Raw genomic sequence first — 13,239 nt, forward strand, 5'->3', positions numbered from 1 at the left:
GCTGCGGTTGCGTTTCTTTGCTTCAGTCGCGCGTGATCTTGGCTTCTTTCACGATGCGCGCCGTGCGGTCGATCTCACTGCGGATGAACGTCGCGTACTCGGCCGGGGAACTCTCGCGGGCTTCCGAACCCAGACGGGCGAACGCTTCTTTCACCGCCGGGTTCTTCAGCACCGTGATGAGCGCCTGGTTCAGCTTGCCTACCAGTTCGGTCGACGCGCCCCCGGGCAGCACAAGCCCGAGTGTGGTGGATGCGTCAAAGTTTGGCACACCCGATTCGGCCAACGTCGGAACATCAGCAAGCTGCTCCGAACGGGTGATGGTGGTGACGGCGAGCGGTCGCAGCTTGCCGCCATTGATCATGGGCAGGACCGACGAGAGCTGGTCGAAATGCAGGTCGACATGCCCTCCCATCAGATCAGAGTTCGCCGGCGCACTGCCTTTGTAGGGAATGTGCGCAAAGCGCACGCCGGTGGCATCCTGAAAAAGCTCCCCGACGATGTGATTTCCGCTGCCGTTTCCAGCAGAAGCCATAGTCATTCCACCTGGCTTTACTTTGGCGGCAGTCAACAACTCCTGCACCGAGCGGGCAGACATGGAAGGCCCCACCACAAGCACCATGGGCACACTGGCGATCAGACCGACCGGCGTGAAATCCTTGATCGAGTCATAGGGCAACTTGGGATATAGGGAAGGCGCCGTCAGGTGGTTGATCGGCGAAGCGACACCGAGGGTGTAACCATCGGGGGGCGACTTGGCAACTGCGTCGAGGCCCAGCGTGCCACTGGCGCCCGCCTTGTTGTCGACGATGACCGGTTGGCCCAGAACCTTCTGAAACTCAGGAGCAAGTATGCGGGCACTGACATCCACGTTGCCTCCAGGTGGGAACGGCACGATCAGCTTGATCGGACGGCTTGGATAGGTCGACTGCGCCTGCACCATTGCATGAGGTGCCAGGGCACAGAGGCTGACGACGAGTGCCAGGGAGCGACGGGATATCGGGTTCATGGTGATGTCTCCATTCATGGTTGATGTCCGTAATGCGGACAGGCGTTGGCAAGCGTTGGTTCGTTGCTGGCCGTTCGTTATGGGTGGTGGCTCCCTGCGTGAACCAGGGTTCCGGCCTCGTCCATATCGGCACGCAGGATGACGCCGCTGGTTGACTCGGTGCAATACAAGGTTCTGCGGTCTGCACCGCCAAAGGCCAGGTTGGTCAGCGATGCCCCGGTGTCCGTGGTCAACACCTGCACCGGCTCAGCCCGGTGGTTGAGGACCCACACATAGGCCAGACCGGGGTTTGCCACGAGCAGACGTCCGGCACCGTCCATCGCCAATCCATCCGGGCCACTCGGGCCATAAGACGTGAAGAACTGCCCGGCCTTGGACACACCGCCGTCGGCCAGCAGCGGCATGCGCCAGACGCAGTTGCCGCGCGTGGCAGCCACGAACAGGAATTTCTCGTCGAGCGACAGCACGATGCCATTGGGGCTCGGCACGTTGCTCAGCAACAGATCCAAACGACCGGAAGGGCTGAGCCGGTAGACGCGGCCCGTAGGATCGTGCAGGCCGGTCTGACCCTGGTCGGTGAAGTACAGGTTGCCATGCGAGTCAAAGGTGAGGTCGTTCAGCCCTTTGAAGCTCTCGGTGTTGCGCCGCCCCAGGTAAGGACGAACCGCACCGCTGTGGCTGTCCACCACCATCAGGCCGTTGCGGTAGTCGGTGACCAGCAGTTCAGTGGCGTTCAGGAACTTCATGCCATTGGGCTCGCCATCCCATTGCGCCACCAAGTCCCAATCGCCCTGAGGGTCGATGCGGAACACGCGGCCGAACGGGATGTCGGTCACATACAGATTGCCGGCGCTATCAAACACCGGTCCCTCCAGGAACGAGTCGACATCGCGCCCGCCCATGTTGGCGTCGCTCCAGCCGGTGCGTCGCTTCTGCCTGAACCGGGAGGGCAAGCTTGTCCAGGCATCCAGCGGACGCAGTTTGGGAGAGTTGAGCAGCAACATGGTGGCAGCGGGATCTGGTTGGGTTGGGACGCTTTCAACGCTTTTCGAAAGCGGTATTTGCAACGACCTTACCCCAGCTGTCGGTGCTGTCCTTGAGGATCGTCGCAAACGCTGGCCCGGTGACCTGGCGTGCCTCGGCGCCCATGCCCACTGCAAAGCTCTTCATGTCTTCGCTGGCCATGGCCTTCTCGATTTCCTTGTGCAGGCGCTCAAGTACTTCGACCGGGGTCCCTTTGGGCGCCCAGAGACCGGTCCAGTTGACCACGCCCGACCAGCCGATATTGGACTCCTTGAAAGTTGGTACATCCGGAAGAGCGGGAAGGCGCTGGTCCCCGCTGACCGCCAGCATCCGCATCCGACCGCCCTGCACGTTGCTCATGAGTCCGGTGGTGGAAGCAATCTGAAACTCGATGGCGTTTGAAAGCACGCCCACGGTGGCCTCGGCGGCACCCTTGAACGGGACGTGCATGAACTTCACACCCGCTGCGATGCCCAGTGCCTCACTGGCGAAGTGTGGCGTTGTGCCAGGGCCTCCCGTGCCGTAGCTCACCGTGTCGGGTGCGCTCTTGGCCTTTGTGGTGAGATCGGCCAAGGTCTTGTGCGGTGATTGCGCATTGACCACCAGACCCATTGGCGCAAAGACGTAGGCGCCCACCGGAACCAATTGGGTCGCATGGTCGAAGGGCAGCTTCTTGAAGATATGCGGCAGCAGCGAATAGGTGGTGTCGTTGGCCAGCAGGGTATAGCCATCGCCTGCAGACTGCGCCACCTGGTTGGTGCCGATGGTGCCGGTGGCGCCTGCCTTGTTCTCGACAATGAAACTCTGGCCGGTCTGTTCACTGAGCTTTTGGGCCATCTTGCGCGTCACCACGTCGACGGCGCCGCCAGGCGCATAGGGCACGATGATCTTGACAACGCGATTGGGCCAGTCGCTCTGGGCGTGGGCCACCGAAAGGCCCAGGACGGTGAGGGCGGCGCATGCCAAGAGGCTGCGGCGAAGAAGGGTAAATTGCATCTTTGTCTCCTGCTGGTTGAAAGGCGGGGTCTCAATGAGGTGGGGGGATGCCCACCAGGTGAACTCAATGGATGGCACTGACAAGGGTCTTCAGAGCGTCCAACGTGTTTCGGGCCGCCGCGACCCCCATGTTCACGTAGGCGTCGCTGGTCACACCGCCGATGTGGGGGCTGAGAACGAAGCCCGGTTGATGATGAAAGATGTGCGGGTGGCTCATGGGCTCGACGCAAAAGCTGTCGAGAGCGGCCATGCCGACCTGGCCGCTCTGCACCGCAGCCAGAAGCGCTGGCTCATCGATCAGTCCGCCGCGTGCGGTGTTCACCACGATCACACCGGGCTTGCACCGGGCCAGCGTCTCGGCGTTGAGCAGGCCTTTGTTCTCGGGTGTGAGCGGGCAGTGCAACGAGATGGCGTCGGCTTCGCTCCAGATCGTCGCCAGGTCCACTGCCGTCACATACTCAGGCAGGTTCTTCGCGAACGGGTCGAAGCCGATCACGTGCATGCCCATTGCATGGGCCATCGTTGCGAAGCGCAGGCCGATCGCACCCAGGCCCACTAGGCCGACCGTGCGGCCGCCCAGCTCCAGGCTCTTGTGCGTGGCCTTGTCCCAGTGACCGTCGTGCATGCGAGCATTGAGCTGCACGACCGACTTGGCGCAGGCCAGCAGCATCGCCATGGCCTGCTCGGCCACGGCTGCGGCGTTGGCGCCCACGGCGGCCGTGACAACGATGCCGCGTGCAGCCGCAGCCGCCTTGTCGATGGTGTCGGTGCCACTGCCGTGCTTGGAGATCACGCGCAGCGCGGGCGCCGCGTCCATCACCTCGGCGTTCACGCCGCTGTAGCGCACGATGATACCCACCGGGTTGTGTTGCCTGGCGAGGGCTGCGACATCCGACAGTTGCGGTGTCTTGCCGGCAAACACCACCTCGAAGTCGCTCAGCAAGGCGAGCGCCTGCGGTGCCAGATCGGCTCCGGTGACGAGGATGACGGGTTGCGTGCTCACAGTGTCTCTCCCGCTTTGAGCACACCGGCCGTGACCAGTGAGGCGTTCAGCCAGGCGGCCGAGGTGTTGCCGTCTTTGATCTGGGCAATGCGCTTGGCTTCGGCATTTACCTTGTGTTCGGCGAGCGGAAGCAGTCCGGCCAGCGACTCGCGTTCCACCACCACCACGCCATCACAGTCTCCGATGACAAAGTCACCAGGCTTCACCGTCACACCGCCCACGCTGATCGGATGGCCGATGCGTCCAGCGTTGTTCTTGGTCGGGCCATTGGGGTTGGTGCCGACCGAGAAGACCGGGTAGTCCATCTCGTCGATCTCCAGGCTGTCGCGCACAGCACCGTCCATCACCACGCCAGCGAGGCCAAGTTGACGGCAGGCGGTCATCATGATGGTGCCCATCAGGGCCGAGGTCTGGTCGCCTTTGCCGTCGATCACCAGCACGTCGCCGGGTTTGGCCAGCGCCATGGCGGCGTGGATCATCAGGTTGTCGCCGGGACGCACCTCCACGGTGAAGGCCGGACCAGCCACCTTCATGCGCGGACGTAGCGCCTTGATACGGCCGTGCAGCGCCCCACGGCGGCCGTTGATGTCGGAAAAGATGGCTGGCTGGTACTGGGTCGCCTGAGCGACCAGCTGGGGCGCGACGCGCGGGAAGTCTTTGATGATGTCGGATTGGGACATGGGATTCCTTGACGGAGATGAAGGGCGTCAAACGCGGACGCGGAGACAGGGTGTTCTGGTGCCAGTGGCGATCTGTGGGGGTCGATCAGTCCGATCCATCGCCAGCGGTGGCCAGATCGCGCCTGCGCCGCACCGAGGGCAGCACCATGGCGAGGAACAGCACGCAGGTGACGAGCAGGAAAGTGAGGCTGATCGGGCGCGTGACGAATACAGCGAAGCTGCCGTCCGACATCAGCAAGGCGCGGCGCAGGTTCTCTTCCAGCATGGGTCCGAGCACAAAACCCAGGATCAGCGGCGCCGGATGACATTCGAGCTTGGCCATGACGTAGCCCAGAATGCCGGTGGCGGCACAGAGGTAGACGTCCATGGCGCTGTTGTTAAGGCTGTAGTTGCCCAGCGCGGCGAACATCATGATGGCCGGGAACAACCAGCGGTACGGCACCTGGGTCAAGCGCGCCCACAGGCCCACCAAGGGCAGGTTGAGTACCAGCAGCAGCGCGTTGCCAACGAACATGCTGGCCACCAGACCCCAGAACAGTTCGGGTCTGGAATTCATGACCTCTGGACCGGGCTGGATGCCCTGCATGGTCAGCGCGCCCAGCATGAGTGCCATGACGGCGGTGGCCGGGATGCCCAGGGTCAGGGTAGGGATGAAGTGGGTCTGCGCGGCGGCGTTGTTGGCCGCCTCGGGTGCTGCGACGCCTTCGATGGCACCTTTGCCGAATCGGGAGGGATCCTTGGCCAGCTTCTTCTCCAGCATGTATGCCGAGAACGACGCTACGGAGGCTGTGATGCCTGGCAGCGCGCCGAAGAACGAACCCAGCGCCGTGCCGCGCAAGGTGGGCTTCCAGGCCGCCTTCATGTCTGCCCAGGTGGGCATCAGGTTCTTGATGTCCTTGGAGAAGATCTCGACCTTCTCGGTCCTGGAGACGTTCTGGACGATCTCGGCAACTGCGAAGAGGCCCACGGCGATGACGGTGAAACCCACACCATCGAGCAGCTCCGACACGCCGAACGAGAAGCGCGGCAGGCCCGATGTGACGTCGGTGCCCACGATGCCAAGCATCAGCCCGGCAGCCACCATGGCCAGCGACTTGACGAGGTCGCCATGCGCCAGTACGGCCGAGAACACCAGGCCCATGAACATCAAAGAGAAGTACTCTGCGGCGCCGAATTCCAGTGCCCATGTGCCAATCAGCGGGCCAAAGAAGGCCACCACCAGCGTGGAGATCGTGCCGGCCACGAAAGAAGAAACCGCCGCGATCGCGAGCGCCGGACCCGCGCGGCCCTGCCGTGCCATCTGGTAGCCATCGATTGCCGTCACGGCGGACGAGGCTTCGCCGGGCATGTTGACCAGAATCGCCGTGGTCGAGCCACCATACTGCGCACCATAGAAGATGCCCGCAAGCATGATCAGCGAGCTCACCGGATCGAGACCGAAGGTGATCGGCAACAGCATGGCAATCGTCACCAGCGGGCCAACGCCTGGAAGCACACCGATCAGCGTACCCAGCAGCACGCCCAGGAAGCAGTACGCCAGATTCTGCAGCGTGAAAGCGACCCCGAACCCGAGCGAGAGATTTGAAATGACGTCCATGGATCAGTGCCCCAGCTCGAAGGAAAACAAGGAATAAGGCAGGCCCAGTCCCCAGACGAAGATGGCCACGGCCATCAGGCACAGAATCACAGTGAGCACGACGGCTTCTTTCCACCGGAACTCCTTGCCCGCCCGCGCACTCGTCACGATCAGAACGACGAGTGCAGGCAGCAGGCCGAAGCGCTCCATGAGCCAGCCAAAAGCGACCAGCGCAACAGCCAGCAGCAAAAGCGGCAACCAGCTCCAGGAACCGTCGACCTGCTCACCGGACCGCAGTCCCTTGAGCAGGGTGACGATGCCGAAGCCGATCAGGATCACCCCCAGAACGCGTGGGAAGAAGCCCGGCCCCATTTCCTGGAGGCTGCCGAACGGGTAAGACAGCGCGACGAAGAAGCCGATGGTGCCCAGCGCCATAAAGAGCAGGCCGGCCAGTGCGTCGCGGTTGTTGGGGAACTTGGTGCTCATGCCTGTCTGCCTTCAGATGCTCATGAAATGGCTCACTGGCCCTTGATGCCGGCTTCCTTGATCACACCAGCCCATTTGTCGTGATCGCTCTTGATCGCCGCGGCAAAAGCGGCCGGACCGGTAACGATGCCGCCTTCAAGCTTCTCGCGCACGTCCGGTGCTTGCAGCACCTTGGTGATTTCGGTGTTCATTTGCGACACCACGGCATCCGGCGTGCCGGCAGGCACTGCAATGCCGAACCAGGTGACCGCAGCGAAACCGGGGAAGCCCGACTCGGCCACCGTCGGCACGGTTGGCCAATCAGCGATACGCTTGGCCGAGGTCACGGCAATCGCACGCAACTGGCCGGCCTTGATTGGCCCGCGCACCGACTCCACCGAAGCCACAAAGAAGGTGGCTCGGCCACTGATCACGTCCGGCAGGGCCTGGGAAGTTCCCTTGTATGGCACATGCTTGTAGCTGATGCCAACGGCCTTCTGCAGATACTCACCCGTCAGGTGCGCAACGGTGGCGTTGCCGGGGGAGGCCATCAACAGCTTGCCCGGGTCTGCCTTGGCCGCATTCACAAGATCGGCAAATGTCTTGATTGGCGAGTCGACACCCACTGCGATGGCCAGCGGCACTTCGCTGACCAGCGTCACCGGCGTGAAGTCCTTGACCGGGTCGTACGGAAGGCCAGACATCAGTGAGGGCGCTATGGACATGTTGCTGGTCTGTCCCATGACCATCGTGTACCCGTCGGGCCTGGCCCTTGCTGCAGCGTCCAGACCTAGCGTGCCACCGGCACCGGCCTTGTTCTCGATCACGATCTTCCAGCCCAGCGTGGTCGAAAGCTTGTCGCCGATCACCCGACTGATGATGTCGGTACCGCCGCCCGGGGGGAACGGCACAATGAGCTTGATGGGTTTGTCCGGAAAGCTGGCTTGCGCGAAAGCCGAGGCGGCCAGAAAGCTGGTAGCCAGCGCAAGCAGCAGGCGCCGTGTGGTCTTCATGTCGTTTGTCTCCTAATGTTGTCTGCGCCGTCATGACGCAGCGTTGACGGGAGTGCTGATTGTTGAAACACGACGACAATTGGTCCAATCGATAATTTCTTGAAATCCATTCACAGGACTTTTGCAATGGATCTTCGCGACCTCAGCTACTTCGAAGCCATCGCCGAGCTTCAGCACATGGGGCGCGCCTCGGCGAAACTGCACCGGACCCAACCCGCGCTCACCAGCAGCGTGCGGCGTCTGGAAGCGGACTACGGTGCGGCCCTGTTTGAGAAGTCGGGGCGTGGCATTCGGCTCACCGAGGCGGGCAAGGTCTTGCTGAAGTGGGCGAGAAGAATGCGCTTCGACGTTGAAGACGCCCGCCGCGAACTCCGCGCTATCGGCGCCGGGCTGACGGGGCATGTGCGCCTGGGCATCGTTCCCACTGCCGCGCAGGCTTTGCTGCCGTCGGTGGCGCGTGACCTGCTCCTGGAGGCCCCTGATGTGACCCTGCGCACCGTGGTTGGACTGATCGATACGCTTCAGCCACAGCTGCGCGCGGGGGAGCTGGACTTGATGGTCGGAACCGAGAGCGGCGTCGAGAAGGGCTTCCAATCGAAGCTACTTGCCGAAGACATGATCGTCGTGGCCGCCAGTGAGGATCACGAAGTATTTCACAACGCGAGGAGTTTCAAGGACCTCACGGGCTATCGCTGGGCTTTGCAACCATCTGGCGCACCGACACGCGACTGGCTGGATCACACGTTCGACAGAAAGGGCCTGCCCCGCCCCCACGTTCAGGTGGAAACCACCATGCTGTTGATGCTGCCGGCTTTGATCGTGCAGACCGGACTGCTCAGCTTTATTTCCCGATACCACCTGCAGGGACCTAACCGGATTCCCGGGTTGAAGGAAGTCCCCATCCGAGGGTCGTCCATGCGACGCAGGCTGGTGGTCACCTACCGTTCCAACAGTTTTCTGTCGCCGGCCGCCATGCGTTTGATCGAAGTGTTCGAGCGCTCGGCCTCAGCCCACATGCTAGACACCGAGAACAAGACTTGAACCATCGAAGCTCTGCTTGACAATTCCAGTTTCACATCCGTGACCAACGAACACAATGTCAAGGCGTTGCAGATTTGCATACAGCATGCTTCCTATCTAACCTGCAGCCTCTGAGTTGACCCCGGATCGCGACCAGGGTGGCCTGCGCTGGATGGCCGGAGATGGAGGTGCAGCGGTCGTTCAACCCTTGCGTCCTCGAACGTCAGGTGCCCGCGGCGGACGACATTCAGGCGTGTTAAGCCACCGGCAGCAACCAGCCTCAAGCTGCCGCACAAGTCGCCAGAATCTGTCGCCACTGAAAACCCACGCAGGAACCCACACCATTGCTTGCAGGGGCGGCTGTCCAGCCGGCGAGCCTATGCAGAAGCGTGCGTACCAGATTTGAACAACTGAGTTGAGTGGCGCGCGTGGGTGTGGCGTTCTGTAGCAGCGCTGCTTCAAAAGATGTTGCATTCCAAGCTGTGTGGGCTGGGTTTGCCGTGGCATGGAACTTGTAGTGAGTGTGGGGCCCGATTCGGGAATTCATTCTTCAATCACGTTCACCCAGAGGAAGACACCCATGCTTTATGCAGCCCCCGGCGCCGACGGCGCCAAGATCGCCTACAAGGCCCAGTACAACAACTTCATTGGCGGCGAGTGGGTCGCCCCGGTCAAGGGCGAGTACTTTGACGTGGTCACGCCGGTAAGCGGCAAGGTCTACACCCAGGCCGCGCGCTCCACGGCTGAAGACATCGAACTGGCACTGGACGCCGCCCACGCCGCCGCTGACAAGTGGGGCAAGACCGACGCCGCCACACGCAGCAACATCCTGCTCAAGATCGCCGACCGCATCGAGCAGAACCTGGAACTGCTGGCCTACGCCGAGACGGTGGACAACGGCAAGGCGATCCGCGAAACGCTCAACGCCGACATTCCGCTCACCGTGGACCACTTCCGCTACTTCGCTGGTGCCCTGCGCGCGCAGGAAGGTGGCATCAGCGAGATTGACGAGAACACCATGGCGTACCACATCCACGAGCCGCTGGGCGTGGTGGGCCAGATCATTCCCTGGAACTTTCCCATTCTGATGGCCGCCTGGAAACTGGCCCCTGCCCTGGGTGCCGGCAACTGCGTGGTGCTCAAGCCCGCAGAGTCCACCCCCATCTCCATCCTGATCCTGGCCGAGCTGATCGCCGACCTTCTGCCCCCGGGCGTGCTGAACATCGTCAACGGCTACGGTCGCGAAGCCGGCATGCCGCTGGCCACGAGCAAGCGCATCGCCAAGATTGCGTTCACCGGCTCCACCACCACCGGCCGCGTGATCGCCCAGGCCGCTGCCAACAACCTGATCCCGGCCACGCTGGAACTGGGCGGCAAATCGCCCAACATCTTCTTCGCCGACATCATGGACAAGGACGACGGCTTCCTGGACAAGGCCATCGAAGGCCTGGTGCTGTTCGCGTTCAACCAGGGCGAGGTCTGCACCTGCCCCAGCCGTGCGCTGATCCAGGAATCGATCTACGACAAGTTCATGGAGCGCGTGCTCAAGCGCGTGGCCGCCATCAAGCACGCCAACCCGCTGGACACCGACAGCATGATGGGCGCGCAGGCCTCCAAGGAGCAGCTGACCAAGATCCTGTCGTACCTGTCGCTGGGCAAGGAAGAGGGTGCCGAAGTGCTGGCCGGCGGCGGCCAGGCCCACCTCGGTGGTGATCTCGAAGGCGGCTACTACGTGCAGCCCACGCTGTTCAAGGGCCACAACAAGATGCGCATCTTCCAGGAAGAAATCTTCGGCCCCGTGCTGGCCGTGACCACCTTCAAGGACGAAGCCGAAGCGCTGGAAATCGCCAACGACACGCTGTACGGCCTGGGCGCCGGTGTGTGGAGCCGCAATGGCAACGTGGCCTACCGCATGGGCCGCGCCATCAAGGCCGGTCGCGTGTGGACCAACTGCTACCACGCCTACCCGGCACACGCTGCATTCGGAGGTTACAAGGAATCGGGCATCGGCCGCGAGACCCACAAGATGATGCTGGACCACTACCAACAGACGAAGAACCTGCTGGTGAGCTACAGCGAGCAGAAACTGGGCTTCTTTTGACCCACCCCCGCGCCGCGCCTGCGGTGCGTCACCCCTCAAGAGGGCAACGCTGGCGGCCCGTCCTGAGTTTGTCGAAGGGCGGTTCCGCTGCGTTCTGGAATGGGACATCTCTTTTCGGAGGTGTCCCTTTTTCTTTCAGAACCAGGAGACAGACATGGTTGAAAAAGTCATTGCCACACCGGCCGCGGTCGAGCTGATTGAATTCCTCAAGACCAAGCACGGTCCCGATCTCATGTTTCACCAGAGCGGCGGCTGCTGCGACAACAGCGCGGCCAACTGCTACCTGCCGGGCGAGATCACCATGGGCGCGGGCGACGTGTACCTGGGCCACATTGGCGGCTGCCCGTTCTACATCGGCAAGGCGCAGTACGCCTACTGGCGCCACACGCAGCTCATCATCGACGTGATCGAAGGCCACGGCGGCACCTTCTCGCTTGAAGGGCCGGAGGGCAAAGCCTTCCACACGCGCTCGCGCGTGTTCACGCCAGCCGAAATGGCCGAACTGGATGCGCAAGAGGCTTCCGCAGCGGCGTCTGGAAAGACCTGAGCTTGTTCAGGGGCCGGGCTTTTCGAGCTGTTGCAACACTTCAGCCTGGAAGTCGTTTCCACTGGATGCGGACATGAAGGTGTCGATGCTGCCGTCGAAACGCACCGTGCCCTGGTGCAGCAGCAACAGGCGGTCGGCCACCTTGGCTTCTTCGATCAGGTGCGTGGCCCAGAGCACCGCCATGCCGCGCGCGTGGCACAGACTGCGGACCTGGTCGAGCAGGTGCTGGCGCGAGGCCGGGTCCAGCCCCACGGTGGCCTCGTCCATCAACAGCAGGGCCGGTTCGTGCAGCAGCGCGCGCACCAGCTCCACCTTGCGCCGGTTGCCGCCGGAGAGGCTGCGCACCACGGCCCTGGCCTGGTCGCCCAGGCCCATGGCAGCCAGCCCGTCGGCGATGCGCTGTCGCGCCATGATACGCGGCAGGCCGTGCAGATCGGTGTGAAACAGCAGGTTGGCCATGACCGTGAGGTCTATGTCAAGCGCGGTCTGCTGGAAAACCACGCCCAGCGAAGCGAGCGCGCGGCTGGGGTGTCGCTGCAAGTCGTGCCCCATCACCACGATCGTGCCTTGATCAGGGCTGAACAGGCCGGTCAGCAACTGCAGCAGGGTGGACTTGCCCGCGCCGTTGGGGCCCAGGAGGGCCAGCATCTCACCCGCACGCAGCGTCAGGTTCACGCCTTTGAGCGCCGGCTTGCCGTTGTAGGCCTTGTGCAGGTTTTGCGCAGTGAGTAGAAAAGGCGTGCTCATGGCGATAGGGGGTGTCGAGGACATCAGTTGGCCGGGTGAGCCAGCAGGTTCATGCGTTTGAGCAAGCGGCTTTCGCGCTCCACCGTGGCCAGCACCGCCCGACGATAGTCGGCGGTGTTGAGGTAGTCCAGGCCCTGGTCGTACTTGGCCAGCGCGGCCTGGTGTCGCTCGCTGAACATGGCGCGGTGGAACGCATCGTGCAGCTTCTTCACCACCGCATCAGGGGTGCCGCGCGGTGCGGCCAGGCCCCAGGGGGATGTGTAGACCGCCTGCTCGTAGCCCAGTTCGCGCATGGTGGGCACGCTGGGCCAGCGTGCGCTGCGCTGCGCACTGAAAACAGCCAGAAGCCGGATCTTGCCTTGGTCGATCCAAGGGGCGAAGCCGGTGGAGTTGACGCCGGCCATGATCTGCGCGCCCGCAACGGCCAGCATCTGGTCGGCCGTGCCCTTGTAGGGTACGTGCACATAGCGCACGCCGTGCTGCAGGAGGATCTCTTCCATCGCCAGGTGGGCGGTGGTGCCGATGCCGGTGGAGCCCAGGATCAGTTCGCCTGGGTGCTTCTGCGCCCAGTCCAGCAGATCGGCAAAGTGATGCCACGGACTGCTTTCGGGCACCAGCACCCCGAAGGTCACGCCGGACACCTGCACGATGGGGCTGAAGTCGGTCACTGGGTTCCAGGGCACCGGGTTCATGAGCGCGTGGCGGTACACCGTGATCGGCACCTGCCCAATGGTGTAGCCGTCAGGCTGGGCGGCCTTGAGTGGCGCGGCCACCAGCGTTCCGCCAGCGCCGGGTTTGTTGATGATGACGATCGGCTGACCCAGCAGCGGTTCGGCCTCTTCGCACAGAATGCGCAATGTCAGGTCGGTCGCGCCGCCTGCAGGCCAGGGAACGATCATCTGCAACGGACGGCTCGGCCATGCCGGCTCGGGGCTGGAAGGCTGAGCGTGCACCCTGGGCAATGCCGCTCCCAGCACCAGAGATACCGCTGCGCCGATGAGGCTGCGCCGCGAACACCCGGGCGTGTCGTGATGGAACGCTTCTGGGGTTTCCCCTGTGTCA

Annotated in this window: 13 protein-coding genes; 3 read left to right on the top strand and 10 right to left on the bottom strand. The window is 63.0% G+C overall.

Features of this window, described 5'->3' with window-relative positions; genetic code table 11:
• Window positions 1–22: 22 nt before the first annotated feature.
• The 8 genes from J2W49_RS05400 to J2W49_RS05435 form a co-directional block, all read right to left on the bottom strand.
• Window positions 23–1,006 carry a Bug family tripartite tricarboxylate transporter substrate binding protein gene (locus J2W49_RS05400; protein WP_310312634.1) on the bottom strand — a complete coding sequence of 328 codons (984 nt, stop codon included), beginning with the start codon at window positions 1,004–1,006 and terminating at the stop codon, window positions 23–25.
• 77 nt (window positions 1,007–1,083) lie between these two features.
• Window positions 1,084–2,010: an SMP-30/gluconolactonase/LRE family protein gene (locus tag J2W49_RS05405; RefSeq protein WP_310312637.1), complete on the bottom strand. Its 927-nt coding sequence runs from the start codon at window positions 2,008–2,010 to the stop codon at window positions 1,084–1,086.
• A 34-nt stretch (window positions 2,011–2,044) separates the two neighbouring features.
• Window positions 2,045–3,025, bottom strand: coding sequence for a Bug family tripartite tricarboxylate transporter substrate binding protein (locus tag J2W49_RS05410; RefSeq protein ID WP_310312640.1), 981 nt, complete (start codon window positions 3,023–3,025; stop codon window positions 2,045–2,047).
• A 64-nt stretch (window positions 3,026–3,089) separates the two neighbouring features.
• Window positions 3,090–4,028, bottom strand: coding sequence for an NAD(P)-dependent oxidoreductase (locus J2W49_RS05415; protein ID WP_310312643.1), 939 nt, complete (start codon window positions 4,026–4,028; stop codon window positions 3,090–3,092).
• Window positions 4,025–4,708 (bottom strand): RraA family protein, encoded by a 684-nt coding sequence (locus J2W49_RS05420; RefSeq protein WP_310312646.1) that lies wholly within the window; start codon window positions 4,706–4,708, stop codon window positions 4,025–4,027. The genes J2W49_RS05415 and J2W49_RS05420 overlap by 4 nt, the downstream gene beginning before the upstream one ends.
• 85 nt (window positions 4,709–4,793) lie before the next feature.
• Entirely contained in the window at window positions 4,794–6,305 is a 1,512-nt protein-coding gene (locus J2W49_RS05425; protein WP_310312648.1) for a tripartite tricarboxylate transporter permease, read from the bottom strand.
• A gap of 3 nt (window positions 6,306–6,308) precedes the next feature.
• The gene (locus J2W49_RS05430; RefSeq protein ID WP_310312652.1) at window positions 6,309–6,770 is read right to left on the bottom strand and encodes a tripartite tricarboxylate transporter TctB family protein; all 462 of its coding nucleotides are present in this window, start codon (window positions 6,768–6,770) and stop codon (window positions 6,309–6,311) included.
• A 32-nt stretch (window positions 6,771–6,802) separates the two neighbouring features.
• Complete coding sequence (locus tag J2W49_RS05435) at window positions 6,803–7,762, bottom strand: Bug family tripartite tricarboxylate transporter substrate binding protein (protein WP_310312655.1); 960 nt, start codon at window positions 7,760–7,762, stop codon at window positions 6,803–6,805.
• A gap of 126 nt (window positions 7,763–7,888) precedes the next feature.
• Between J2W49_RS05435 and J2W49_RS05440 the strand changes: the two genes are divergently transcribed.
• The 3 genes from J2W49_RS05440 to J2W49_RS05450 all read left to right on the top strand — a co-directional run bounded on the left by J2W49_RS05440 (window position 7,889) and on the right by J2W49_RS05450 (window position 11,430).
• Window positions 7,889–8,803 carry a LysR substrate-binding domain-containing protein gene (locus J2W49_RS05440; protein WP_310312658.1) on the top strand — a complete coding sequence of 305 codons (915 nt, stop codon included), beginning with the start codon at window positions 7,889–7,891 and terminating at the stop codon, window positions 8,801–8,803.
• 559 nt (window positions 8,804–9,362) lie between these two features.
• Window positions 9,363–10,883 carry an aldehyde dehydrogenase gene (adh, locus tag J2W49_RS05445; RefSeq protein ID WP_310312661.1) on the top strand — a complete coding sequence of 507 codons (1,521 nt, stop codon included), beginning with the start codon at window positions 9,363–9,365 and terminating at the stop codon, window positions 10,881–10,883.
• 154 nt (window positions 10,884–11,037) lie between these two features.
• Window positions 11,038–11,430, top strand: coding sequence for a DUF779 domain-containing protein (locus tag J2W49_RS05450; RefSeq protein WP_310312662.1), 393 nt, complete (start codon window positions 11,038–11,040; stop codon window positions 11,428–11,430).
• 6 nt (window positions 11,431–11,436) lie between these two features.
• Here the strand turns inward: J2W49_RS05450 and J2W49_RS05455 are convergent, their stop codons facing one another.
• Window positions 11,437–12,177: an ATP-binding cassette domain-containing protein gene (locus J2W49_RS05455; protein ID WP_310312665.1), complete on the bottom strand. Its 741-nt coding sequence runs from the start codon at window positions 12,175–12,177 to the stop codon at window positions 11,437–11,439.
• A gap of 23 nt (window positions 12,178–12,200) precedes the next feature.
• Complete coding sequence (locus J2W49_RS05460) at window positions 12,201–13,076, bottom strand: tripartite tricarboxylate transporter substrate binding protein (protein WP_310312668.1); 876 nt, start codon at window positions 13,074–13,076, stop codon at window positions 12,201–12,203.
• Between the last annotated feature and the right edge of the window lie 163 nt (window positions 13,077–13,239).

Source organism: Hydrogenophaga palleronii (assembly GCF_031457455.1).
GTDB lineage: Bacteria > Pseudomonadota > Gammaproteobacteria > Burkholderiales > Burkholderiaceae_C > Hydrogenophaga > Hydrogenophaga palleronii_A.